At 48.0% G+C, this 23956-nt stretch carries 23 protein-coding genes and 1 other RNA gene; 12 read left to right on the top strand and 12 right to left on the bottom strand.

All coding sequences use genetic code 11. The features are described 5' to 3' along the window. Positions 1-30 precede the first annotated feature (30 nt). On the bottom strand, positions 31-411 hold the full coding sequence (locus BZG77_RS08825) for a PilZ domain-containing protein (protein ID WP_021023649.1): 381 nt from the start codon (positions 409-411) through the stop codon (positions 31-33). 209 nt (positions 412-620) lie between these two features. Further along, on the bottom strand, positions 621-2288 hold the full coding sequence (ettA, locus tag BZG77_RS08820; RefSeq protein ID WP_021023650.1) for an energy-dependent translational throttle protein EttA: 1668 nt from the start codon (positions 2286-2288) through the stop codon (positions 621-623). 207 nt (positions 2289-2495) lie between these two features. Between ettA and sltY the strand changes: the two genes are divergently transcribed. Together sltY and trpR are read left to right on the top strand one after the other, a co-directional pair. Further along, positions 2496-4502, top strand: a complete 2007-nt coding sequence (gene sltY, locus BZG77_RS08815) for a murein transglycosylase (RefSeq protein ID WP_077646964.1) — start codon at positions 2496-2498, stop codon at positions 4500-4502. Between the two features lie 41 nt (positions 4503-4543). Next, complete coding sequence (gene trpR, locus BZG77_RS08810; RefSeq protein WP_077646983.1) at positions 4544-4858, top strand: trp operon repressor; 315 nt, start codon at positions 4544-4546, stop codon at positions 4856-4858. Positions 4859-4929: 71 nt separating this feature from the next. Here trpR and yjjX read toward each other — a convergent pair whose 3' ends face one another. Both yjjX and BZG77_RS08800 read right to left on the bottom strand, forming a co-directional pair. Continuing rightward, a complete protein-coding gene (gene yjjX / locus BZG77_RS08805; RefSeq protein ID WP_077646963.1) occupies positions 4930-5445 on the bottom strand; it encodes an inosine/xanthosine triphosphatase in 516 nt (171 codons plus the stop codon). Between the two features lie 5 nt (positions 5446-5450). Beyond that, on the bottom strand, positions 5451-6290 hold the full coding sequence (locus BZG77_RS08800; protein WP_077646962.1) for a sterol desaturase family protein: 840 nt from the start codon (positions 6288-6290) through the stop codon (positions 5451-5453). Positions 6291-6560: 270 nt separating this feature from the next. Here BZG77_RS08800 and BZG77_RS08795 point away from each other — a divergent pair, with 270 nt between their 5' ends. After that, entirely contained in the window at positions 6561-7805 is a 1245-nt protein-coding gene (locus tag BZG77_RS08795) for a dicarboxylate/amino acid:cation symporter (RefSeq protein WP_077646961.1), read from the top strand. 45 nt (positions 7806-7850) lie between these two features. On the opposite strand, the gene BZG77_RS08790 is transcribed toward BZG77_RS08795, so the two are convergent. The 4 genes from BZG77_RS08790 to smpB all read right to left on the bottom strand — a co-directional run bounded on the left by BZG77_RS08790 (position 7851) and on the right by smpB (position 11217). Continuing rightward, positions 7851-8909 (bottom strand): alanine/ornithine racemase family PLP-dependent enzyme, encoded by a 1059-nt coding sequence (locus tag BZG77_RS08790; protein WP_077646960.1) that lies wholly within the window; start codon positions 8907-8909, stop codon positions 7851-7853. Beyond that, positions 8906-10123 (bottom strand): DUF1611 domain-containing protein, encoded by a 1218-nt coding sequence (locus BZG77_RS08785; RefSeq protein ID WP_077646959.1) that lies wholly within the window; start codon positions 10121-10123, stop codon positions 8906-8908. The genes BZG77_RS08790 and BZG77_RS08785 overlap by 4 nt, the downstream gene beginning before the upstream one ends. A 195-nt stretch (positions 10124-10318) precedes the next feature. Then, positions 10319-10685, bottom strand: a transfer-messenger RNA (tmRNA) gene (ssrA, locus tag BZG77_RS08780). 46 nt (positions 10686-10731) lie between these two features. Beyond that, complete coding sequence (smpB, locus tag BZG77_RS08775) at positions 10732-11217, bottom strand: SsrA-binding protein SmpB (protein ID WP_077461835.1); 486 nt, start codon at positions 11215-11217, stop codon at positions 10732-10734. 154 nt (positions 11218-11371) lie between these two features. Between smpB and BZG77_RS08770 the strand changes: the two genes are divergently transcribed. Both BZG77_RS08770 and BZG77_RS08765 read left to right on the top strand, forming a co-directional pair. After that, positions 11372-11803: an SRPBCC family protein gene (locus tag BZG77_RS08770; protein ID WP_021024346.1), complete on the top strand. Its 432-nt coding sequence runs from the start codon at positions 11372-11374 to the stop codon at positions 11801-11803. Next, positions 11796-12143: an RnfH family protein gene (locus BZG77_RS08765; protein ID WP_077646958.1), complete on the top strand. Its 348-nt coding sequence runs from the start codon at positions 11796-11798 to the stop codon at positions 12141-12143. Before BZG77_RS08770 ends, BZG77_RS08765 begins: the two co-directional genes overlap by 8 nt. Positions 12144-12241: 98 nt before the next feature. Here the strand turns inward: BZG77_RS08765 and bamE are convergent, their stop codons facing one another. The 3 genes from bamE to nadK all read right to left on the bottom strand — a co-directional run bounded on the left by bamE (position 12242) and on the right by nadK (position 15582). Continuing rightward, entirely contained in the window at positions 12242-12598 is a 357-nt protein-coding gene (gene bamE, locus BZG77_RS08760) for an outer membrane protein assembly factor BamE (protein ID WP_077646957.1), read from the bottom strand. A gap of 242 nt (positions 12599-12840) precedes the next feature. Continuing rightward, positions 12841-14508 carry a DNA repair protein RecN gene (recN, locus tag BZG77_RS08755; protein ID WP_077646956.1) on the bottom strand — a complete coding sequence of 556 codons (1668 nt, stop codon included), beginning with the start codon at positions 14506-14508 and terminating at the stop codon, positions 12841-12843. Positions 14509-14700: 192 nt separating this feature from the next. Then, a complete protein-coding gene (nadK, locus tag BZG77_RS08750) occupies positions 14701-15582 on the bottom strand; it encodes an NAD(+) kinase (protein WP_077646955.1) in 882 nt (293 codons plus the stop codon). A gap of 171 nt (positions 15583-15753) precedes the next feature. On the opposite strand from nadK, the gene grpE reads away from it, so the two are divergent. The 3 genes from grpE (at position 15754) to dnaJ (ending at position 19819) form a co-directional block, all read left to right on the top strand. Then, positions 15754-16398, top strand: a complete 645-nt coding sequence (gene grpE / locus BZG77_RS08745; RefSeq protein ID WP_021024341.1) for a nucleotide exchange factor GrpE — start codon at positions 15754-15756, stop codon at positions 16396-16398. Between the two features lie 227 nt (positions 16399-16625). Then, positions 16626-18548, top strand: coding sequence for a molecular chaperone DnaK (dnaK, locus tag BZG77_RS08740; protein WP_021024340.1), 1923 nt, complete (start codon positions 16626-16628; stop codon positions 18546-18548). 119 nt (positions 18549-18667) lie between these two features. Further along, the gene (gene dnaJ / locus BZG77_RS08735) at positions 18668-19819 is read left to right on the top strand and encodes a molecular chaperone DnaJ (RefSeq protein ID WP_021024339.1); all 1152 of its coding nucleotides are present in this window, start codon (positions 18668-18670) and stop codon (positions 19817-19819) included. A gap of 49 nt (positions 19820-19868) precedes the next feature. Here dnaJ and BZG77_RS08730 read toward each other — a convergent pair whose 3' ends face one another. Further along, the gene (locus BZG77_RS08730; protein ID WP_077646982.1) at positions 19869-20366 is read right to left on the bottom strand and encodes a type IV pilin protein; all 498 of its coding nucleotides are present in this window, start codon (positions 20364-20366) and stop codon (positions 19869-19871) included. A gap of 99 nt (positions 20367-20465) precedes the next feature. On the opposite strand from BZG77_RS08730, the gene BZG77_RS08725 reads away from it, so the two are divergent. The 4 genes from BZG77_RS08725 to BZG77_RS08715 are packed head-to-tail and all read left to right on the top strand — an operon-like array spanning position 20466 to position 23538. Then, positions 20466-21050, top strand: coding sequence for a pilus assembly FimT family protein (locus BZG77_RS08725; RefSeq protein ID WP_077646954.1), 585 nt, complete (start codon positions 20466-20468; stop codon positions 21048-21050). Beyond that, positions 21037-21687, top strand: a complete 651-nt coding sequence (locus tag BZG77_RS08720; RefSeq protein WP_077646953.1) for a PulJ/GspJ family protein — start codon at positions 21037-21039, stop codon at positions 21685-21687. The genes BZG77_RS08725 and BZG77_RS08720 overlap by 14 nt, the downstream gene beginning before the upstream one ends. Next, on the top strand, positions 21684-23102 hold the full coding sequence (locus BZG77_RS14835) for a hypothetical protein (protein ID WP_158011430.1): 1419 nt from the start codon (positions 21684-21686) through the stop codon (positions 23100-23102). The genes BZG77_RS08720 and BZG77_RS14835 overlap by 4 nt, the downstream gene beginning before the upstream one ends. A 1-nt stretch (position 23103) precedes the next feature. Then, the gene (locus BZG77_RS08715; RefSeq protein ID WP_158011429.1) at positions 23104-23538 is read left to right on the top strand and encodes a type II secretion system protein; all 435 of its coding nucleotides are present in this window, start codon (positions 23104-23106) and stop codon (positions 23536-23538) included. Positions 23539-23956 lie beyond the last annotated feature (418 nt).

The raw sequence follows: 23956 nt of genomic DNA, 5'->3' as shown, positions 1-23956 counted from the left end.
TGCATTAAATACCGTCCATGACCGTGCGGATTAAGCGTTCGGTTCCGCCATGTGGTCAGTCAATTGCGCAAGCTCGCGATGAAGCAGTTCATCGTTACCCACGTTCAGTTCAACGAGCCTTTTTAAATGACTGGCGCTATCAATGTCAATGTGATCGATGTAAAGGTGGAGATAATTTTCGCAGTTATTTACCAGAATGCAGTCCATGTCTAATTCTACATCTGAGTCATGGAGGTAAAACACCAGTAGAAACGCGTTATGTTCGGGATCAGCTTGCCAGTTCTCAGGACGGCTGAGCAACACGCCTTTGAGAGATAGATCCAGTACCTGTGCGTGCCATTGCTGCTCGTTTTGTTTGAGTATTGCCGGCACACGATACATGACGCGGGAAAATTTTCTACGCTCTGTCATGATGACATCTCCTCATTCACTGTCTCTAGTGTAGGTGATATGGGGCAATCACAATACTGATTTAGTGGCTTGTCTCACATTTAAAACGTTTTCGTGGTTCTGCTGAGCTAAGTACAGGCGGCAATACGGTTTATTGAGATGACGAGTGAGAAGATGAAGAGTGGGAAGGTAAAGGGCAGCCGTCGCTGCCCTTACCGTGGTATGCGTTATTATTTGACTGCACGCTTGTACTTGATCCGGTGCGGCTCCGCCGCTTGTGCACCCAGTGTTTTTTTCAACCAATCGGTGTATTCAGCAAAGTTACCTTCAAAGAAGTTCACTTGGCCTTCATCTCGATAGTCAAGAATGTGGGTCGCGACACGGTCAAGGAACCAGCGGTCGTGCGAGATCACCATGGCACAGCCTGGGAACTCTAAGAGTGCCTCTTCAAGTGCACGGAGCGTTTCCACGTCCAAGTCGTTAGTCGGTTCGTCAAGGAGCAACACGTTACCGCCAGCTTTTAGCAATTTGGCGAGGTGGACGCGGTTACGCTCACCGCCTGACAAATCACCAATGCGTTTTTGTTGGTCACTGCCTTTAAAGTTAAACCGTGACACATAAGCGCGTGCCGGTAACTCAAAGTTATTGATGCGAATGATGTCCGCCCCTTCGGAGATCTCATCATAGACGGTGTTATTATCGTCCATACTGTCTCGGAACTGATCGACCGAGGCCAGTTGTACGGTATCGCCTACTTCAACGGTGCCGCTATCTGGGGTTTCTGTGCCACTGAGCATCTTAAATAGGGTTGATTTACCCGCGCCGTTCGGACCAACAATACCGACAATTGCCCCTTTGGGCACGCTAAAGGATAAGTCATCGATCAAGATGCGATCACCAAACGACTTGGTCAGATTATTGACCTCAATGACTTTTTCACCCAGACGTGGACCTGGTGGGATAAACAGCTCGTTGGTCTCGTTACGGCGTTGATAGTCCGTGGTGTTGAGCTCTTCAAAGCGGGCCATACGGGCTTTTGATTTCGCCTGACGGCCTTTTGGATTCTGGCGAACCCACTCAAGCTCTTTCTCAATGGTTTTCTGACGCGCTTTTTCTTGCGACGCTTCTTGCTTTAACCGTACATCTTTTTGTTCGAGCCAAGATGAGTAGTTGCCTTCCCACGGAATACCTTCACCACGGTCAAGCTCAAGAATCCAGCCCGCTGCATTGTCGAGGAAGTAACGGTCGTGCGTAATAGCAACGACGGTACCAGAGTAGTCGACTAAGAAACGCTCAAGCCATGCAACGGATTCAGCGTCTAGGTGGTTAGTTGGCTCATCAAGCAGCAGCATGTCGGGCTTTTCGAGTAGCAAACGGCAAATAGCAACACGACGACGCTCGCCCCCTGAAAGGTGCTTGATTTGCGCATCCCACTCGGGCAAACGCAGTGCATCTGCTGCACGCTCCAACGTATTATCGAGGTTATGCCCGTCTTTAGCTTGGATCAGTGCTTCGAGTTCACCTTGCTCTTGCGCTAAGGCATCGAAGTCGGCATCTGGATCAGCGTAAGCGGCATAGACACCATCGAGACGCGTTAATGCATCTTTGACGTCACCGACCGCTTCTTCAACGGTTTCCCGGACTGTCTTTTCTTCATCCAGCTTCGGCTCTTGCGGGAGATACCCGATCTTGATCCCGGGTTGCACACGGGCTTCGCCCTCAATCTCGGTATCGATACCGGCCATAATGCGCAACAGGCTCGATTTACCGGCACCGTTGAGACCCAACACCCCAATTTTGGCGCCTGGGAAGAAACACAAAGAAATATCTTTAAGAATTTGACGCTTAGGTGGCACGATCTTGCTCACCTGCGACATGGTATATACGTACTCAGCCATTTCTGCTCACGTTAATCGTTGTGGTATAAAAAACGCTATTCTAACGTTAACTTTGCCAAGTTTAACAGTGATTGTCATATTCGGTCATTAATATGGCGAGACGTGCCGACAAACAACGCTTACCACCTACAGGGAATTTGCGGGCGGAGCTGTTGTCTACTCGGTGTTACACAGTCGGTGTTGCATACAATAGGAGCGATCTTTGACATGGAACGATTCATCGCATTATCCGGGCCAATCAAGTCAGTATATCGAGCGACTTTTCGTCACGCCCGTGCCTTCTTTCCTGTATGGGTGTCAGGGTTCGTGTTGATTTCCAGCTTATCAGTCCCGATGGTTGAGGCTTCCGCCAGCCCTGATAGTCGTCAAATGACACCGCACCAGCGCCAGTATGAAGCGGCAATCGATGCGATTGAAAGCGGCGATTTGCATCAGTTTCAGCGCTTAAAAGCACAACTGCGTGATTATCCTTTGTATCCGTATCTCGATTATCGTGATTTCACTCGTAATCTTTCTAAAAAGCCTCACCACGCGGTCACTAACTTTATTCAGCGTTATAGCACCATGCCATTCGCGAATAGTTTGCGTGCGGATTATCTTACCCTGCTGGCGGACAGAGGAGATTGGAAGACCTTGATCGCGTTTCAGTCAGATGTGCCAAGAGGTGAACGTTATCAGTGCCAATATTATTATGCGCACAGTCAAGCGGGGAATCAGGCTTTAGCGCGCAGTGGCGCCAAATCGCTCTATTTGTCGGGTCAATCCGTGGATAGCAGTTGCAATGACTTATTCGATTTTTTATCGGAACAAGGGCTGCTGACCGGTGACTTGATATTGCAGCGTATGCTTCTAACATTCGATGCGCGCAACCGCAGTTTGATGCGTTATTTGTTACGCCAGTTACCCGAGGCGGATCGTGCGGTTGGCAAGCAGGTGTTGGACTTATATGACCAACCTGAGAACGTGGCCGACTTTTCGAAGCGCAGTTATGTGACGCCGTTTAATCAAAAACTGACTCGCTTGGCGTTTGAGCGTTTGGCTCGCAAGGATGAAGCGCAAGCCATTCGCCACTTTCGTCGCACGGTCGAGGGCCAGCATTACGATAAACGAGAGCGACAAGACATTGCCGATTACTTGATTGGCCAATTAATGAATGATGACGAGCCTGCATTGGCTGGCTGGCGAGATCGTATGCTGCGTCAGAGTCATGATGATGGTTTATTGGAAAGACGGTTTCGCCTTGCACTTATCGAGGGTGACTGGCACGCGCTGGATCAGTGGCGCGCATTGCTCAGCGAAGCGGCTCAGCAGTCTTTAAAGTGGCGGTATTGGCAGGCGAGAATCAAGCTAGAGCTTGGTGATAGTGCGTCAGCAAATCAAGCATTTGCTTCCATGCTTGGTGAGCGTAATTTCTATAGCGTGGCAGCGGCGCAGCATTTAGACAAACCGATTTCAATACCCTCACGCACAGCAGTCCTAAAAGAAGCAGGGTTAATGCCGATCAATGATGTAGTGGCAAGAGTGAATGAGCTTATCGCGCTCGATAAAATCTATGCGGCTAAGCGTGAATGGTATTATGTATTACAACGTGCCAGTGATGAGCAGATTGCCTTACTGGCGGCCTATGCCAATAAAAAACATTGGTACCACTTCGCGGTTCAAGCCACGATTGCGGGAAAAATGTGGGACCATTTGTCACTCCGCTTCCCGTTAGCACACCAGTGGTGGTTTGAGTTTTTCAGCCGCGAGCGTGGCGTAGACAAAACCACACTGATGGCCTTATCGCGTCAAGAGAGTGCCTTTTTTACCCGCGCAGTATCCCATGTGGGTGCAAGAGGCTTGATGCAATTAATGCCAGGCACGGCACGCGAAACCTCTCGTCAGCTGGGATTTGATTATCAAGGCCCTGCTAGCTTGAGTGATCCGGGCGTCAATATTCGTCTTGGCAGCGGTTACTTAAAAATGATGTTAGATCGTTTCGACAGTAATCGTATCTTGGCATTCGCGGCCTATAACGCCGGCCCGCATCGCGTGTCGCGTTGGTTGGAACGATCGCAAGGTCATATGGATGCGATTGCTTTTATTGAGTCGATTCCGTTTTACGAAACGCGCCATTATGTACAGAACGTCTTGATGTTCGACATTTATTATCGTCAGCTGTTAGGTGAGCCGGTGCAATTTTTAAGTGCGCACGAGCTGGCTCAGCGCTATTGATGTTATCATTGCTGTCATCACGTAAAGAGCGAGAGGAAACCATGTCGCAATCGCCTGCATTCTCTGGTTGGCAAGATGTTATTTCTTTAGTGCGTTTAGCAGGAAAAGACGATAACGATGATGCATTACTGACAGCACTACTGACGCCTGATGAGCGAGATACTCTGGTCGCTCGGATCAATATCTTGCACGAATTATTAGAAGGCAGAATGAGTCAGCGCCAGCTCAGTCAGTTACTTGGGGTAGGGATCGCGACCGTGACCCGAGGCTCTAACGAATTAAAGCGGATGGATGAGGATACCAAAATTTGGCTCGCCGACTTGCTCAAGCGCGAGGCGGAGCAAACCTGCTCTTGATCCCCTGTCTATCAAACAAAAACGGAGCCCACGGGCTCCGTTTTTAGTGCTGGGTTTTTAGCGCTGGGTTTTTAGCGATAAAGGTGTGGATGCATAAACGGGATCAGTGCCATGATCAAAGCTTGATGATACACGCTTGATCGCGTTAATCGGTATCCGGTAAGCATACCGATGGCGCCCCCTTTTTGTTTTACATTTTGTTGGCTAAACATTCGATCCATCACATCACCGAGCTCCTCGCCTTGATGCAATGCCTTGAGCGCGTCTGGTGGAAGGGGAAGTGACGCTGAGCGTGCTTCGCCGTGCGCGTCGTCTTTTGCTATGATCATCCAAGCAAAGGTATGTTGGCCATCCAAGCCGGCTTCTATCCCCACATAATAATCGCCTTGATAACGTCCTTGTGCATGCCGAACCCGATTGCATGCGCCTGAATAGGTTTCTTTCTCTGTCATGGGTTGGTCGGCGACATCACTGGGTACGGACACGCCGGTAAACGTGAAGTCGGTATTGGGAAAAACGTCATAAAATGCTGCTTTAACGGCAGAAATCTTGGCAGGGTTTTGTGAGGTAACGATTACGTGGGTCATACGCCCTAGCGCTCCTTATCATGTTGGTAGGCGCGCTGCAGTATACGCCAGCGTAAAGGTAAGCGCAGCATGCCTGTTATGCGACTCGCATCATTGGCTTGCGCCACTTCATTTAAGCCAATTCGCATTCCCTGATGCCCTTTGCGAGGCTGAGCAACATAGGTATTAAACCAGCGATCCCAGCAAGACAAATTAAAGCCATAGTTGGCATTGCACTCATGAAAACGAGTGGAATGATGAACGCGATGCATGTCGGGCGTGACGACGATACGGCGCAGCCAGTCATCGAGACGCAGCGGTAAACGGACGTTGCTGTGGTTAAACATCGCCATGCTGCTTAATACGGTTTCAAACAGAATCACGCCTAAAACAGGGGCACCTAATAAGGCTACCAGTGCACATTTTATCGCCATTGAAAGCCAGATTTCGACGGTGTGAAAGCGCGCGCCAGTGGTGACATCAATATCCATGTCGGCATGATGAACTAAGTGCAATCGCCATAACCAAGGGAGCTCATGGAACAGCTTGTGTTGATACCAAATCGCTAAATCCATGACAATTAGCGTGAGGACTACCGTTGCCCAAAGCGGCAAAGAGAGCTGATTAAGCAGTCCCCACCCTGATTCATCGACAAGGCTGGCAACACCAACGGCTGTAAGCGGTGCCAGTAGCCGAAGCGTTAGCGTGTTAAACGCGGTGAGCGCAATATTGCCCCGCCAGCGTTCACGTCGAGTACGGGTTAACTGACGTTTGGGCCATTGCCACTCGGCGACCAGCATGATCACGAGTACGAGCATGAATAGACCAAGTCGAAATCCCGCTTCATGTGTTTCAATCCAGTTCATTATCGCTCCTTATTCGCCTTTATATTACGCGAAAAGCAGATAATACGTTTAGTCAAACAGCAAAAATTGCCGAGTGAGTGACGATAGTGCTGCTCTCCAAGCAAGATATTAATCGCATCCAACCAACTATTTTGTTACTAGATATTCCAGAATGTTCATAAATTTTACATGAGTTAAACGCCTCATCTTGCTATGATTTTCCGTCATTAAACCCCAACAAGCTAGACAAAACATCAGCAGGTAGATCCGTCTGCAGCGAGGGAAAAGACGATGTGGAAAAAAGTTAAACATTCTTTACCATTGCAAATTGCATTGGCAGCAGCACTGGCTTGGCTGGTGGGGACTGTATTGGGTCCCATAGAAAATGCGGAGCAGACCACTTGGTATCCGTTGCTCATGTTGGCCAAAGTCAGTTATATCGGTTTACTGAAAGCCGTCGTCGGCGTGATGGTGTTGCTCTCGCTGCTGGAAGGGATCAGTAATATTGGCAACGTTGTCCGCTTAAAACGTCTCGGTGGTGCCACCCTTTTGTTCTACGGTTTTACCACCACCATAGCGATTATTCTAGGACTTGGCGCAGCGTTACTGATGCCAGAGTGGCAAACGCTTAACAGTGCGCCACCGGTGGATGAGAGCATTAGCTTTATCAATCAAGATGCGGCAGGAGCTGGCGCGATTGCCACCAAGCTTTTTAACATGGCGTTAGTGAATCCCGTTGAGGCGCTAAGCAGTGGTAATCTACTTGCGATTGTCGTTTTCACCATTTTGTTTGGTATTTCACTGATTGTAGCTTTGCCGGAAAAACACCCGCTATTTGATACCATTCGTGGTTTAAACCAAGGTATTAACACGCTGGTGGCCGGAATCATCAAACTGGCGCCGTTCGCCGTTTTTGCGATTGTCTTTCAGTTTTCGCATCAAGGCGACAATGACTTATTTGGTCAGCTGTTTAGCTTCGCGGCTTTAGTGTTTGCTCTGACGATGGTACATGGCGTCATTGTATTGCCACTGATCGCACGTGTCGCGGGAGGCGTTGGTTTTATCGCTTTATTTCGTGCAATCTCTGCGCCTCTGGCGATGGCATTTGCTACCTCATCAAGCGCGGCAACACTGCCGGTATCTATGCAGGCAGCCAAGGAAGAGCTCAAGGTCACCCCATCCACGGCGAGTATGGTATTGCCTTTGGGGGCGGTGATGAACATGGATGGCACCGCGCTGTTTGAAGGGATTGCTGCCGTGTTCCTTGCGCAATTGTTCGGGATTGATTTGTCTACGACCGGTGTTGTGATGATCTTCATTATGGCGATGGTGTCGTCGGTGGGCGCGCCAGGGATGCCATCGGGCTCGATGTCTGGGATGCAGTTGGTGCTGCTGGCAGCGGGGATCCCACTTGAAGCCATCGCTATCTTGCTGATCATTGAGCGCCCGCTTGATACGTTCCGTACCGCAGTCAACGTGCAAGGTGATCTGATTGGCGCCACGGTTATCGATAAATGGCAAAAGCGTGTAGGTTAATCTTGCTGTTACCCGCTTAAGAACAGGATGCGATGAAGCTAGCGGCTATCGATAAACTTTATCGACAAACTCGGACGTCATGGCTGAAAGAAAAGCACTATAGTCCAACCCAAATGTGACGGTTTCACCGACCGCTAGCATTTTTTCTGGTGTCTCAACCATTAAATGATCACTGCATGATGAAACGATTGTCATGCCGCTGGGAGGATGTAATCCGTCAATACATACATCCTGTCGGCCTAAGGCAAGAATGGCCTGGTTGACCTGACCCCTATTTTGTAGGCTGATGGTTTCACCAAAGGCATTAACGCCTCGTTTTCCCCATGGATATGAGGGTTTTTGGCTCGACTCTATGACCTCGGCTGTTAATGTGATCGCTGTGGATGATAAGCCCGATATTTGTGGCTGATTTTTTGGGACTAGGCCTAAAAATATTGCTTCGCCAAGCCGTAAATGGTTAATACGGGTTTGGCCTTGATGGGCGAGTACCCAATTGATCGAGCCCGAGTTACCGCCCGAAATGATGTCTAGCTTTATCGAAAACGTTGTCTCGATGTGTTCAGCAAGATCCGATAAAAGCTGCATATTGATATCGTCTGGCTCAACACCGTAGCGGCAGGTTAAATTCGTACCTATGCCTTTGAGTGTAATGTTGGGCAGTTTAATGACATCGTTGATCAGATTAATAAGGTTGTCGGGCATGACACCTTCTCTTAAATCTCCCAGCTCAACCATAATGATGATCTGGTGAATACGATTACATCGCCCAGCGGCATCAGAGAGTTTTTGGATCACGGTAATTTCAGTATTCAGACTGATATCGCAGTCAATGACGACGCGCTCTATTTGGCTTAGCATCGGGGAACGTATTAATAGAGTGGGTACCGTGACACCTGCCTCTCTCATCCGTTTTATATTATCTACTCTTGAGTCAGCGAGCATCGTTGCGCCGGCATCAATGAGCGTATTGGCAATGATAGGGTGGCCCAAACAGCTTTTGGTCACGGGAGTGACAGTCACGCCTTTTAAAGTCAGTTGTTCAATCAGCCGTTGGGTGTTGAGGGATATTTTAGCGCAATCGAGTTCTATTTTTGGGTAGCTCACTGCTTTGCTTCAATTTTATCTTCTAGCAGTGGGAACGCTGAAAGTAGGATCTGTACTAATTGCTCTTTCGGTTGCGATAAGGGATCGGTGACCGGGAGTTTAAGTTCATGTGTATACGCATTGATATAAGATAAAGTCTCTCCCATCGACATCCCCTCGTGGTTGAGAGTGATCCCAATGACATGCGTATTGGAAAATGTTTCGATCAGGTTAATTTCGCTTGCGAGCGTCGGTATCGCCATGTTGGGAAAATCGACACGATACAGGCGTTTCGGTGCATGCTGTAAGATAACTGCGGTCGGGCAACTTCCTCGCAGTATGAATGAGCTCGTGGAAAAGGCTGGGTGACTCAGAGCACCTTGGCCTTCCACTAAAATAATATCTGGGTTTTCTTGGGTGTAGGCATCGACGATCACGGCCTCTAATTCGCCAGCACAAAATTGAGAAGGAACAGCATCGAGTGCCACACAATAACGTTCACCCTGAATAATACCGGTTTGTCCGGTGGCGATCATGACGACGTTTAACCCTACCTTTCTGAGCTCTTGAGCCAATATTGTCGTAGTGGTCCGTTTCCCGAGCGCACAATCTGTTCCCAAAATAGCGACAATGGGACAGGTCACACTATGGACTTGCCCAGTAAATGTTTTTAACGCCTCTTTTTTCTTGGGTTTGCGAATATCCAGTATGTGGACGTTGTTCTTCTTGCTCGCATCAACAAAAATGGCATCGTCATTGAGAAATTCATGTAAACCATTAACGATATTGAGCCGTTTTGACATGGCGTCGAGGATGACATTTTTATCTAAATCAGACAGTAAGCCTGTGGACGGCGCGACACCAAAAATAAAATAATCTGGTCGTGTAGACTCATGATGTAAAGCCTCTTCGAGGTCGGCGAAAATAGGGATGTTGTTTTTGGTTTTGTCGAGAACGTCGCCCGCGTCTTTGTTTGCAAGGGAGCTGTCTATAACGGAGAGAATACGATATTTTTGAGAGTGTCGGACAAGACCATTGGCAGTTTTCCCATCAATTTTACCAAAATGACCTTCACAATAAACAATTGCCGTCGGGGTTAATGCCCCTTGGCTCTCGAGTAATGTTTCTTGGTTATCGAATCGAGTCGTTGGTGATGCTAAATCGACGTCTTCGTGCGACGTTTTACCTGCTACTAATCGAGTTGAAGTGTGTGCTGATTTTGGTGATATGGACATTATTGAAGCCTGGTTAGGCTTAGAAGGGCCGCTAAGGATTGCCGAGTCTTTCGCCCGGTAAAGAAAAGAGCTCCTACTAAGCTGTAGGAGAGAACTAAACAGTAGCACAGTTTCTGAGAAGGCAAAGGGTTATTTGTTTAGGGACGAGTTTTTAGGCAATAAAAAAGACGCCCTAAGGCGTCTTTTCCAATCGATTGGTGGAGCTGGCGGGAGTTGAACCCGCGTCCAGAATCAGTCTAACCGATGGCGCTACATGCTTAGTTTGTCTTTAGTCTCGTCAGAGTGCTGCGGACAAACACGCCACACAAAGACATACCCAACTTATGTTTAACGCTTCAGCTCTTGGGTCAAAGCCTCCACGCGATCCTGTTTGGTTTTGACTATCCTGATTCCCCGTCCTACAGGCGAAGGCTAGAGAGGATAGGCACTCAGCAGGTTATTAAGCTGCTAGTGCGTAGTTTTCGTCGTTTGCGACTATTTTTTTGCGGCTTTTTACGAGGCCAACCGCCCCTCGGCATGCTCCACGGGCCTTCTCAATCCTGTCGAATCCTGAATCAGCCCCAGAGTGTTGCGGCAGAGTCTAACACATTGATCTGCCGCGTCAACGATTACCGCGCTGAGTGTTTCATGATCCTGGATTTTTGACGCTGCCAGTCTCTGTCTTTCGCGGTATCACGTTTATCGTGTAATTTTTTACCTTTCGCTAAGCCTATTTTGAGCTTGGCAAATGATTTTTTCCAGTATAAAGACAATGCCACCACGGTGAAACCGTCTCGATTAACCTTACCCAGTAAGGTATCAAGCTCCCGCCGCTTGAGCAAGAGCTTACGGGTGCGCTGTGGATCAGCGACCACATGCGTGGAGGCGACATTCAGCGGGGTGATCGTTGCCCCGAACAAAAAGGCTTCCCCGTCTTTGAGCAACACATAGCTTTCGCTGATATTGGCTTTGCCCGATCGAAGTGCTTTCACTTCCCAACCTTGCAGCTCTAGCCCCGCTTCAAAGTCATCTTCAATAAAGTACTCAAAGCGTGCTTTTTTATTCAGCGCAATGGTGTTGCTATTTGCTTTGTTCTTTGCGTTTTTCTTAGCCATAGTCCGCGCATTATAAAGGCGATGTGTCGAAGAATGAAAGGATTATCGCACGCTGTTAGACAAACCGCATGACTTTCTTAGATATGCTAGCCGCTAACATTGGTGAAAGGCGACCTCAGTGGTATTATCTCGCGGTTAACTTTAAGGAGTCCCTATGCCGCAAATCATCCGCTCGGCTTTAGTGCCGTTCAGTGCTGAGCAAATGTTTGCCTTGGTGAACGATGTTGAAGCGTACCCCGAGTTTTTGCCAGGATGTGTGAGCACTCGATTGATAGAGCACACAGACTCAACCATGGTCGCTTCACTGGACGTGGCCAAAGCGGGCATAAAGAAGACGTTTACAACAAAAAATTACTTAACCGACAATGCGCGTATTGATATGACCTTAGTTGACGGTCCGTTTAAGCGTTTAAGTGGGGGGTGGCAATTTACGCCGTTGTCGAGTGATGCGTGTAAGATAGAGTTAAATCTTGAGTTTGAATTCACTAACCGTCTGGTGGAAGCAGCGTTTGGGCGCATTTTTAGTGAGTTAACCAGCAGTATGGTAAAAGCGTTTACAGAGCGAGCGAAAGCGATTTATGAATGAAGAGACTCTGGTGCATGTGGAAGTGGTGTACCCGCTACCGAATGAGCAACGCATCTTTAATTGTGTCGTTAAGGCTGATGCAAGTGTTGAAGAGATTATCCGCCAGTCGGGTATCTTGAGCGCCTATCCTGACATTGATTTATCCACCAACAAAGTGGGTGTTTTTAGCCGACCGGTGAAGCTTGACGCGCAAGTAAGAGAGGGTGATCGGATTGAGATCTATCGGCCACTCCAAGCTGATCCGAAGGAAATTCGCCGCCGTCGAGCTGAACGAGCGAAGCAAGAGGGCAAGGCCGATCCTGTGACAGGTGGACGGGTTGATACCAAGCGTAAGCGCTAACCGTTGAACACCGATGCTTGGCCTTGATCGAGCGATAAATGATCACAGTAAAGGCACCAATATCCGGCGCCTTTTAACGAGCCAATGGCTGTCACTGCTTATTGCACAGCCTCAAAAAACTGGTCGCTCGGCTCATAGTCACCACTCATGCTGACTAATTGATTATTATCATCAAACGAGATCACTAAATCTTTTTTCGTTGGGTCTTGGTGGCCTGGCTGTTGCCACTGTACGAAGTACCAAGTGTTTGGATAGCCAGACTCAACCAACATCGGTGGGCCGAGAAGGAATTTGACCTGCTCTTTCGTCATGCCAAACTTCAATGAGTTTACGGCCTTTTCTTCAATATAGTTGCCTTGATTGATATCTACACGATAAACCAGTTTTTCGGCATAAGAGCAACCCATAATGGCAATCGCCATTAGAGAGGCAACGGCGGCTTTTTTCCAACCCATAGTTAATATCTTCACTGTCTCGTTGAGGGCAAATCACGTCACTCAGTACGTTTTGCAAGCGGTGCCTGCAGTGCATAGCGCGTCGAGTATAAACAAGCAGAGAATATATGTAAAAAACCTGCCAACGACTAGCGTTTGGAGGGGCATAACGTGAAAAAGTTCGCAATGGGAAAAGAAATAACCGAGGAAAGTGAACGTTGCACACTTCCCTCGACCAAGCATGTGATGAATGCCGTGTTTTTTTAAGCGGCAATGAGCAGATCTTCGGCATTTGCTAAAGTACGCTCGGTAATTTCACTGCCACCAAGCAAACGGGCCAGCTCATTAATACGGGCCTGGTAATCGAGTGGGTACATGCGAGTGGTCGTCGTGCCTTGGTCAGTCTCTTTGGCGACAAACATTTGTTGATGACCACAGCCGGCAACTTGTGGCAAATGGGTGACACACATAACTTGGGTCGATTCGCCAAGCTGACGTAATAATTGACCCACAATGGCGGCGGTTGGCCCGCTAATACCGACATCAACCTCGTCAAAGATAAGGCTAGGTGTTTCCACTTTTTGTGCTGTAATCACTTGAATAGCGAGGGAGATCCGCGATAACTCACCACCTGATGCGACCTTTGCGAGTGGTTGTAAAGGCTGGCCGGGGTTGGTCGAGACCAAAAATGCGACCGCATCGCCGCCTAGAGGACTTAGGTGGGTCTGTGCTTTATTTTCGACTTGGATTTCAAAACTGCCGTGTTCCATGCTGAGCTGATGCATGCTTTGGGTAATGAGTTTATTGAGCTCTTTGGCATAACGACGACGGCTTTTACTGAGCTTTTCTGCTGTGTCTAAACAGTCTGCGAATTGCTTGTCGACTTCGGCTTGAAGCTGCTCAATGGCCTCATCATTGTGCGCGAGTTTTTCTAGTTCCGTTATCAACTGTTGATGTGTGCTATACAGCACCTCTGGTTGAACATGGTGTTTGCGTGACAAACTCATAATGGTAGCCATGCGTTGATCTAAATATTGTAAACGCTGCGGATCCATGTCGAGTTGATCAAGATAACGGGCGATCTCCTGACTGGTTTCTTGAGTTTGAATTCTAGCTTCTTCGAGCATTTCAGCCAGCGGAGAGAAGTGATTGTCTAGTGTCGCTAATTCATTCAAACGTTGTTGCGCAGCAGTTAGTAGGCCAAGTGTATTGCTTTCTTCGCCATCGCAGAGCAGATCAACCACTGCTTGGCTTGTTATCGCGATATCACCACTGTTGGATAAGCGTTTATGCTCTTCTTCAATTTGCTGGTATTCGTCTTCACCAAGCGCAAGTTCATTGAGTTCGCCCACTTGATACTCAAGCAGCTGTTGTTGCGCCTCAATATCGTCCTTTTTCTTTATCAGTGCTTTTAGCTCATTTTTTGTGCGACGCCAACGTTGATAGCGCGTTGCCATTTTATCGATCAACGATTGATGACCCGCATATTGGTCAAGCAACGTAATTTGGTGCTCAGGGCGTAACAGTTGTTGATGTGCATGTTGACCGTGAATGTTGATCAAAAGTTGCCCAAGTGCTTTTTGCTGAGAAGCAGGAACCGGATTGCCATTGATATAAGCACGTGATCGCCCTTCTTTAGTGATTACGCGTCTTAAAATACAATCGTCACCGTCTTCTAATTCGTTATCTTGTAACCAGCGTCGCGCCGCACTGTTTTGTTCCAAGGTGAAGCTGGTCGATATTTCAGCGCGCTTTTCCCCTGGGCGCACCATATTGGCATCGGCGCGGTCACCTAAGCATAAGCCTAGCGCATCAATAGAAATAGATTTACCTGCCCCGGTCTCACCGGTTATCGCCGTCATGCCTTTACTAAACTCCAACTCCAAGGATTTAACGATGGCAAAGTTTTGAATGGTTATATCGGCTAACATAGGAAAACACCTGTATCTATCAACAACTGTGTATAGATACAGTATATACTGTTTTTTCATCCAGTGAATACTGTTCAGTGAGAATTATTGTGAATGGGATGAGGCGCACAAAAAATGGACAAAAAGTGGCTGGCCTGTTTTGCATACCAACAGGAAGCAGGGAAATAACGTTGATATGAAAAAACAGCCGCGTCAGAACAGCTTTGAAGACCAACCCAGCTTTTTACGTAACGTATTGTAATAATTATAGTCTTTGGGGTGGATGAGTTTGAGTGTGGCAGGGCTTTTGTAAATATGGACCTCATCGCCCGGATTCACTGGCAAAGAAACTTGCCCATCACAACTGACTTCCAGCGTGCCGCGGTTATCGGGAGACACTAATAATTTTATCCGGCGATTACCATCTACCACTAAAGGCCGGCTTGATAGGGTATGGGGGAACATAGGGACTAAAGAAATAGCGTTGAGGCTGGGGGATAAGATGGGGCCGCCACCTGATAAGCTATAGGCTGTTGATCCCGTCGGCGTTGAGATAATGATCCCATCTGAGCGCTGCGAAAAAGCGAAATGCTCGTTAATATAAACTTCAAACTCAATCATGTGAGCCACTTGCCCTGGGTGTAAAACGGCCTCGTTGAGCGAAGCGTTATGGCTTTTAACCTGATCGTGACGATGGATCTCTGTTTCAAGCAAAAAACGGTCTTCTTCCATGTAGTCGCCACTTAAAACGGCGTCTAGGGCATTTTCAAAGGCATCGGGATCCAGGTCAGTCAAAAAGCCTAAATTACCACGGTTTACACCAATCACTTTTATATCGCTTCGTGACAGTACGCGAGCGGCGCCGAGCATATTACCGTCGCCACCGATAACAATCGCGAGATCAGCGTGCTGACCAATATTAACCAAATCCAGATAGTGCGCGTCGGGTAGCCCCAAATTGGTACTCAAGCGTGTATCAATGCACACCTCGTAACCGCGCTCGATGAGCCAATGATAAAGGCCGATGTGTGTATTCACTGCGTCTGGGTTGCGAGGTTTACCAATTAAGGCAATGCGCTGGAATGGTGTCGACATAATCAGGATCCCATCGTTATTTGTGCCCAGTATAACGCGATAAAAAAAGGATTGTCGTGATTTGCGTTATGTGGGCGGTTGAATCATAAAGATTCATCCCCATAATACTTCCACAATCAAGTTAAACAGTCCCAGTGCGCGCTGGGCAATGCCATTTGTGTCGGAGTGATCATGAGCGAAGAACAGAAAGTTAAGCAAGAGCAAGAAGCGATGAAAGATGCGCAAGCTGCTGAAGGCAAAGATGCAGAGCAGACGGTTGAGCAACAGGCAAGCGGTAGTGCAGACATTGAGCAAGAGGAAACCGAAGCCATGATTGCACGCATTACAGAGTTAGAAGCAGCACTTGAAGCCAGTGAAGCCAAAGTGCAAGAGCAACAAGACAGTGTGCTTCGTGCCCGTGCTGACGTAGACAATATGCGTCGTCGCTCAGAGCAAGAAGTAGAGAAAGCGCGAAAGTTTGCACTGGAGAAGTTTGCCAGTGAGTTGCTGCCAGTTATCGACAACCTTGAGCGTGCTGTCGAGATGGCAGATAAGGAAGATGAATCGATCAAGCCTATGGTTGAAGGGGTAGAGCTGACGCTAAAAACCATGATGGATACCATTGATAAGTTTGGTTTGAAAGCGATTGACCCACAAGGCCAACCTTTTAACCCTGAGCTTCACCAAGCGATGACGATCCAAGAAAGCACTGAGCATGAGCCAAACACCGTAATGATGGTGATGCAAAAAGGCTATGAGTTAAATGGTCGCGTGGTACGTCCAGCGATGGTGATGGTATCGAAAGCCGCACAAGGCAACGTCGACGAAAAAGCGTGATTTTAATAAGGGCATAGCATCAATAGTTAATTTGTTACTCCGCTTGTTATACGTGAGTGACGAACACGGATTTTTTTGCTGCTAGCCCTTGAAAAGTGTCGTGCTGCCCTTATTTAAACGGCAGCAACAAATAAAAATTTGCGGTGAGGGGGTTGAACCTCTCACAGTTACCCCCCACATAAAGGGTAACGAACTACAGCCACAGAACGAATTTCGGAGAGCACCAGATGGGTAAAATCATTGGTATTGACTTGGGTACAACCAACTCATGTGTCGCCGTGCTAGACGGTGAAAAAACGCGCGTAATTGAAAACGCAGAAGGTGATCGTACAACGCCATCCGTTATCGCTTACACACAAGATGGTGAAACACTTGTCGGCCAGCCTGCGAAGCGCCAGGCAGTGACAAACCCAGAAAACACCCTATACGCGATTAAGCGTCTGATCGGTCGCCGCTTCGAAGATGAAGAAGTACAGCGTGACATCAGTATCATGCCTTTCAAAATTGTGAAGGCAGATAACGGTGATGCTTGGGTTGAAGCGAAAGGCCAAAAAATGGCCGCGCCACAAGTGTCAGCTGAAGTGTTGAAGAAAATGAAGAAAACCGCTGAAGACTTCCTCGGCGAAGAAGTGACTGGCGCGGTAATCACTGTTCCTGCTTACTTTAATGACTCTCAGCGTCAAGCGACTAAGGATGCGGGTCGTATTGCGGGACTAGAAGTTAAACGTATTATCAACGAGCCTACAGCGGCAGCATTGGCTTACGGCCTTGATAAGAAAGGTGGCGATCGCACTATCGCGGTTTATGACCTGGGTGGTGGTACGTTCGATATCTCTATCATCGAAATTGATGAAGTCGATGGTGAGCAAACCTTCGAAGTACTGGCAACCAACGGTGACACCCACTTGGGTGGTGAAGACTTCGATAACCGTTTGATCACCTACTTGGTCGACGAATTTAAGAAAGAGCAAGGCATCGATCTGCGTCAAGACCCGCTCGCGATGCAGCGTGTCAAAGAAGCGGCTGAGAAAGCGAAGATTGAACTGTCTTCTGCGCAGCAAACAGACGTGAACTTGCCTTATGTGACTGCGGACGCAACCGGTCCTAAGCACATGAACATCAAGATTACTCGTGCCAAGCTGGAATCACTGGTTGAAGATCTGGTTCAGCGTTCACTCGAACCAATGAAAGTGGCCCTGGCTGACGCCGAGCTGTCTGTTGATGAAATCACGGATGTTATCTTGGTCGGTGGTCAAACCCGCATGCCTATGGTTCAGTCAAAAGTTGCAGAGTACTTCGGTAAGGATGCACGTAAGGACGTGAACCCGGATGAAGCCGTTGCAATGGGTGCGGCTGCACAGGGTGGTGTACTGTCTGGCGATGTTAAAGACGTACTACTGCTTGACGTTACGCCACTATCGCTAGGTATCGAAACCATGGGCGGTGTGATGACCAAGCTGATTGAGAAAAACACGACGATTCCAACTAAGGCGAATCAAGTGTTCTCAACCGCTGAAGACAATCAAAGCGCGGTAACGATTCATGTGATCCAAGGTGAGCGTAAGCAAGCCATGCATAACAAATCACTGGGTCAGTTTAACCTAGAAGGTATTCAGCCAGCGCCACGTGGCACGCCACAAATTGAAGTGACTTTCGACTTGAACGCGGATGGTATTTTGAACGTGTCTGCGGCTGATAAGCAAACCGGTCAAGAGCAGAAGATCACCATCCAAGCGTCTGGTGGCCTAAGCGATGAAGACGTTGAGAAAATGGTACAAGAAGCAGAAGCTAACAAAGAAGCGGACAAAAAGTTCGAAGAGTTAGTCACTGCCCGTAACCAAGCTGATCAGCTCATTCATGGTACACGCAAGCAAATGGACGAAGCGGGTGACAAATTGCCTGCTGAAGACAAAGAGAAGATCGAAACAGCTATCTCTGAGCTGGAAACCGCACGCAACGGTGAAGATAAAGAAGACATCGATGCGAAGGTTCAAGCACTGGTTGCGGCTTCATCAAAACTGATGGAAATTGCCCAGCAGCAAGCTCAAAATGAGCAGGCGCAGCAAGACGCCGGTGCCGATTCAGCAAAACAAGACGACGACGTTGTTGATGCTGAGTTCGAAGAAGTTAAAGACGACGACAAGAAATAAGCGAAAGCACTGTCGTTAATAAGCACGGGCGTAGGGGAGCGATCTCCTTCGCCCGTCGTTTTATCAAACAGTGATTTGAACGTCTTTGTTTTGTTGACGTAAACAGGTGCAGTCAGACCATGTCTAAAAGAGATTTATATGAAGTGCTCGGCTTAAGCCGCGATGCAAGCGAGCGCGATATTAAAAAGGCCTATAAGCGGCTGGCGATGAAGTATCACCCAGACCGTAATAAAGGCGATGATGCCGACGAAAAATTTAAAGAAGTGAAGTTGGCATACGAAATACTGACCGATCCGCAAAAACGTGCAGCCTACGACCAATATGGTCATGCAGCCTTTGAACAAGGTGGCATGGGAGGCGGCGGCTTCGGCGGTGGCGGCTTTGGCGGCGGTGGTGCTGACTTTAGCGATATTTTTGGTGACGTATTCGGCGATATATTCGGCGGAGGTCGTCGTGGTGGTCAGCAACGCGCACAACGTGGTGCCGATTTACGCTACAACATGGAGCTAACGCTTGAAGAAGCGGTCCGTGGCGTCAGCAAAGAGATCGAAGTGCCCACCTATGTCGGCTGTTCGACGTGTGATGGTAGTGGTGCGAAACCGGGGACTAAGAAGCAAACCTGTGGGACCTGTAACGGTATTGGCCAAGTACAAATGCGCCAAGGTTTCTTTGCGGTTCAGCAGGCCTGCCCAACGTGTCACGGCAGCGGTACCATTATCAAAGACCCTTGTAATAGCTGCCACGGTCAAGGTCGCGTCAAAGAGACCAAGCACTTGAATGTGAAAATCCCAGCAGGGGTTGATACAGGCGATCGTATTCGCTTATCAAGTGAAGGTGAAGCGGGAGAAAATGGTGCGCCAGCGGGCGACTTATACGTTCAAGTACACGTTCGTGAACACCACATTTTCACCCGAGATGGAAACAATCTATATTGTGAAGTACCGGTGAGTTTCACCATGGCCGCGCTAGGTGGCGAGGTTGAAGTGCCTACCCTTGATGGCCGTGTAAGCTTAAAAGTGCCAGCAGAAACGCAAACAGGACGCATGTTCCGTATGCGCGGTAAAGGGGTGCAGTCTGTTCGTGGCGGCGGTATGGGTGACCTGATCTGTAAGATGGTTGTCGAAACGCCAGTGAACTTAAGCAGCCGTCAAAAAGAGCTTCTACAAGAGCTAGAAGAGTCTTTTAGTGGCACTGAAGCGAAAAAACACAAGCCAAAATCAGAGGGCTTCTTTGACGGTGTCAAAAAGTTTTTTGATGATTTAACTGGATAAGCAACTGGGCCTCGTGCATACGGGATAGCCAGTATTGAATCTTCAGTCATCATAGAAAGGCCAGCTTTGTGCTGGCTTTTTTTATACCTGACGAAAACGTATTTGTTGATCGATCATGCGGTAAAGGACAAGATGCACTTGATGAGGTCGACGTTATCAGTCCGTTCGCATGGAGCACCAAGGTAGCACATGCGTCATCGATTTGAGGGTAACTTGTTCGAGGGTGAGCAAGGATCTTATAGGCTGCCTTCCCACCTTGGATTTCGAACCGGTAATCCGGTGAGAGCTGACAATCCGCACATAGCACCTCTTCTAACTTAGCGACATCTGATACCGACGGATATTGCTCAGCCATCGTAAATTGCTGCTCTACCCACGCTTGTAACTGAATTAAATGTCGAGTCGCCGCTTGCCGCGTCTGTCGTTGTTGGTGCTCGGCATAGCTGGGGATGGCAATCCCTACAAGTGTTGCGATGATGGCCAGTACAAGCATCATTTCGATCAGTGTCACGCCATGTTGTAAATAGCGACAAAAATATAAACGCATTTCTACGTGCCCCTCGAAGACTCAATCACCAAACGCATACAGAGCTTATGAGAGTGGTAATCTGCGCTCAATCGGCAGGCGGCGATCTTGGGAGGCAGTATGCGTTTTCACCGTGCCCAATTCACGCCAAGTAGGCTACAGCAACATGGCGTAACATTGATTGAATTATTGATTGTATTGAGTGTGTTAGCGGTTATTTGTGCCATCGCATTTCCTAGCTTTACCTATTCACGCCAAGTGGCCGTAATGGCCAGTCGCAGTGCAGAGCTGACAAGCTTATTCCAACTGACTCAAAGTCGTGCGATCAATCAGAGCCAAGCATATCGTCTTATTTTGCATCAAGACGAAAATACGCAATGCATTATTGCTCAACCGGTCAACGAAAAAGCGAACAGTGTGAGTAGAACGGACGCGATGGCTAAAATATCGTGTCAACAAACCACATTAGCTATGGTCAGGCTACCTAAAGCAATTCAATTAAAAAAGAAAGTGAGTGAGGGGTGGGTGTTATTGCCTGACGGGGATCTATTTACTATCGATTTTCGCACACAGCGACCCAGTCATAATCTCACGCTTGGTCTAAGCCGCGATCTTGCCAGCACACCGGATTACATTGTCACCGTTCGCCAGTACCTTGGCTTTGATGTTTGTCCGTGGCGGGAGGTAGCCAGTGCGTGCAGCTAACTGTAAAGGCCATTCATTGGTTGAACTCTTGGTGGGGCTGACGGTGAGTATGATAGTCACTATCGCGGCACTGGCGGTGATGACAACAGCGACGGCGACACAAACGCGTCTGGATAATAAAACGTTTTTATCTTTAGAAATGAGTCGCCTTCTTTCCTTTATGGAGGCGGATATTCGCCGTGCAGCCCTCTGTTATCAATGCGGTAGGACTTCCCCTTACGTGTTTAAAAGCGGAGATGAGGCGCACATTGTGTTAATTGATGAAGTGCCTGAGCAATCTAGCGGGCAATGTTTGCGATTTGCGTACCAACAAGGGCGTACTCACTCCACGCAAACTATTGATAAAGACGATGCCAAAGGATTTCGTTTCGATGCAGAATCACAGGCGATAGAGGCTTATGAAAATCACCAAGACACCAAAAATTGGTCATGTGAGTCAGGGTACTGGCGAGATATTTCATCCCGAGCATTGAAGGTAACGCATTTAGCCTTTTCTCGTGATGAGACGCGGACGGAGACAGGGCGACGTATTACCGAGTTAACTATCGAACTCTCCGCCTCATTAAAACGCCAACCTAGCGAACGTGAACAGGTGTCGAGAACCTTGGTTTTAGCTAATACGGTTGTTTCACCATGAAATACACCAGAAAACATGAGGACGAGCAAGGTATAGCCACGCTCGCGGTGGTTGCGAGTGTTGCACTGATTACACTTCTCATTGTGTTAGGAGTCAGTCGACGTGCGGTTAATGATATCCAACAGACGCAAGCGAGAGTCAAAACCGAACAATCACTTTCCAAAGCTTGGGCCGCTCTCGACTGTGCGGTGGCTAAAATTCAACATGATGGCATTGAGTTATCCAACAATGATATCGCCCAAGCACTAGAACAACTTTTTCCCTGTCAAAACGTCGCGCAAAGTCAATTATGGTTGGCACCATGGCCAAACAGTGAGCGCCGAATGTGGCATCTTTACGCAACTCATGCACAGCAACAAGTTGGGGTGACTTTGGCAAAAGCCACCGGCGCGCGAAGGAGTTCGTTTGTTACTTCTGGATCCGCCGCGTTTTACGGTGGCAATACATGGCGACCGGTAAAAGGAAAAAAGCGAGAGGATGGTTTATATGAATGCCATTCAATTATGGCGGGGGGCGATGTCATGATTCGTCCGCGCACGCTCGGTGAGAATCAGTCAAAGAGTTCAGAGAGCTCAAAGAATGAAGAGGAAAAAAGTCAAAACAGATTTACCGTTCGCTTAGATGGTAGCGATGAGTGCGCCCCCGAATATAAAACGGAGGTTAGCGAGTACACAGTGGCAGATAGTCGCGATGAAACCGGTGCACGACTAAAAAAAGATGTGCAAACCAACGTTGAGAATATGAACTTGTTCAACGATTACTTTGGTGTCCCTCGCGCGCAGTGGAAAACAGTAAAAGCGCAATTTGAGCGACAAGGCGGCACAGTTTTTAGTACCTATGGCGATCCCTCTGAGTGCTATGAGCCATTGTTGAATGCGGTTTTAAGCAGTCCATCATCAGAGAGCGCGAATATTAAAGTATGGGTGGAGGGGCCTTGCGATTTGAGTCGGGAGCAAAATGCGGCGTTAAAAAGCGATGTACCTATTCTCCTGGTTGTTCAAGACGGTATTCTGGCATTACGAGGCGGCATGGATACATTTAACGGTGTGATTTATCAATTCAACCCAACACTTACCGCTTATGGGTTTGCTAATCAATGGGGAATGCACATCTCCGAGACTGGACAGATATCTTGTTCGCACCCCAATAACAATATCCAAGAACTTTGCGAAATGATCACATCAACAGTCACCAATCCTGATCAAGCAAGCCGTGTCCCTTTTTGGTTTCACGGTGGTTTCATCACCAAAGGCGCATTTATTACTGATGTGCCGGATGGCCATTCTGTGGTGTATGGTTCATTTCAACCAACCTATAGTGATGAAACGGTACAGCAGAGTTTTAAAGGTCTTAAGCAGTGGCGTCCACTCGGTAATAGCTATCATGACATCAAACCGCCTTATGAGGAGGGGTAGTATGTTGCGAGCGCGAGGCTTTTCCTTTATAGAAATATTGATTGCGTTAGTGTTAGTAGCGGTTACGGGCGCAGGTATTTATACACTCACTGTCGATATTCAAGCTAAGCAACACAATGCGCGCTTGGCAGAAGGGGCTATGCATGTTGCTAGTAACCAACTGGCGCATTGGCGTTTAATGAACACGGATACGCCCTGCAGTGCAAGCCATACTGTAGTCATGAAGTTGAGCCGTTTAGCAAGATGCTTGATAGATACTGAAGATACTGGTTACCAACTGGCAGTGACTGAGATTAAAAATGTGCTCACCGATGATGACGGTGTTTATGCGAAAACACTTGTATTAGAAGTTCGCTGGCAAGATAACCGAAATAAGGCACAGACGCTGAGATTTTACTTCACAGGGTCAACGCTTCGACACCAAGGTATGAAATAAGCGCCTATGAGCGCCGCAAACGAGTGAGTTATCACCCGTTTGGTTGGTTTTTAATCGCTTGTGCTGTTTTTATCAAAAACCCCTTGCGCCAAAAAATTACCTCTCTATAATGCGCTCTCGTTGGCACGGCAAGCCGAGCTAACAACGGCAATACAGACAAGCAAAACAAAATGCTTGACTCAATGCTAAAGTGGCGTATTATGCCACTCCCGCTCAACGATGAGCGGCGCTCTTTAACAATTTGACCTATGCAATCTGTGTGGGCACTCGTTGAGAATAGACAAAAAGATTTATTCGATGAACTGAGTGACCAATACATGTTGGTACAGCCTTGAGCTGTTTTGATTTCACTTTTTTAAAAGTGGATGCCAACAAGAGCACAGTCAATTCGTTTGTCTCGCAAGAGACGAACAAAACA

The organism is Salinivibrio sp. IB643 (assembly GCF_001996105.1).
Taxonomy (GTDB): Bacteria; Pseudomonadota; Gammaproteobacteria; order Enterobacterales; family Vibrionaceae; genus Salinivibrio; species Salinivibrio costicola.
The sequence above is the reverse complement of the archived record's forward strand: the minus strand, read 5'-3'. Positions and strand labels throughout refer to the sequence as shown.

Excerpts from the sequence above, each read along its gene's own strand:
- BZG77_RS08825 (WP_021023649.1), bottom strand. The coding sequence starts at position 411 with ATGACAGAGCGTAGAAAATTTTCCCGCGTCATGTATCGTGTGCCGGCA.
- dnaK (WP_021024340.1), top strand. The coding sequence starts at position 16,626 with ATGGGTAAAATCATTGGTATTGACTTGGGTACAACCAACTCATGTGTC.
- dnaJ (WP_021024339.1), top strand. The coding sequence starts at position 18,668 with ATGTCTAAAAGAGATTTATATGAAGTGCTCGGCTTAAGCCGCGATGCA.
- ettA (WP_021023650.1), bottom strand. The coding sequence starts at position 2,288 with ATGGCTGAGTACGTATATACCATGTCGCAGGTGAGCAAGATCGTGCCA.
- nadK (WP_077646955.1), bottom strand. The coding sequence starts at position 15,582 with ATGTCGACACCATTCCAGCGCATTGCCTTAATTGGTAAACCTCGCAAC.
- BZG77_RS14835 (WP_158011430.1), top strand. The coding sequence starts at position 21,684 with ATGAAATACACCAGAAAACATGAGGACGAGCAAGGTATAGCCACGCTC.
- BZG77_RS08725 (WP_077646954.1), top strand. The coding sequence starts at position 20,466 with ATGCGTTTTCACCGTGCCCAATTCACGCCAAGTAGGCTACAGCAACAT.
- yjjX (WP_077646963.1), bottom strand. The coding sequence starts at position 5,445 with ATGACCCACGTAATCGTTACCTCACAAAACCCTGCCAAGATTTCTGCC.
- smpB (WP_077461835.1), bottom strand. The coding sequence starts at position 11,217 with ATGGCTAAGAAAAACGCAAAGAACAAAGCAAATAGCAACACCATTGCG.
- BZG77_RS08765 (WP_077646958.1), top strand. The coding sequence starts at position 11,796 with ATGAATGAAGAGACTCTGGTGCATGTGGAAGTGGTGTACCCGCTACCG.
- grpE (WP_021024341.1), top strand. The coding sequence starts at position 15,754 with ATGAGCGAAGAACAGAAAGTTAAGCAAGAGCAAGAAGCGATGAAAGAT.
- BZG77_RS08770 (WP_021024346.1), top strand. The coding sequence starts at position 11,372 with ATGCCGCAAATCATCCGCTCGGCTTTAGTGCCGTTCAGTGCTGAGCAA.
- BZG77_RS08795 (WP_077646961.1), top strand. The coding sequence starts at position 6,561 with ATGTGGAAAAAAGTTAAACATTCTTTACCATTGCAAATTGCATTGGCA.
- BZG77_RS08715 (WP_158011429.1), top strand. The coding sequence starts at position 23,104 with ATGTTGCGAGCGCGAGGCTTTTCCTTTATAGAAATATTGATTGCGTTA.
- BZG77_RS08800 (WP_077646962.1), bottom strand. The coding sequence starts at position 6,290 with ATGAACTGGATTGAAACACATGAAGCGGGATTTCGACTTGGTCTATTC.
- bamE (WP_077646957.1), bottom strand. The coding sequence starts at position 12,598 with ATGGGTTGGAAAAAAGCCGCCGTTGCCTCTCTAATGGCGATTGCCATT.
- sltY (WP_077646964.1), top strand. The coding sequence starts at position 2,496 with ATGGAACGATTCATCGCATTATCCGGGCCAATCAAGTCAGTATATCGA.
- BZG77_RS08785 (WP_077646959.1), bottom strand. The coding sequence starts at position 10,123 with ATGTCCATATCACCAAAATCAGCACACACTTCAACTCGATTAGTAGCA.
- recN (WP_077646956.1), bottom strand. The coding sequence starts at position 14,508 with ATGTTAGCCGATATAACCATTCAAAACTTTGCCATCGTTAAATCCTTG.
- trpR (WP_077646983.1), top strand. The coding sequence starts at position 4,544 with ATGTCGCAATCGCCTGCATTCTCTGGTTGGCAAGATGTTATTTCTTTA.
- BZG77_RS08730 (WP_077646982.1), bottom strand. The coding sequence starts at position 20,366 with ATGCGTTTATATTTTTGTCGCTATTTACAACATGGCGTGACACTGATC.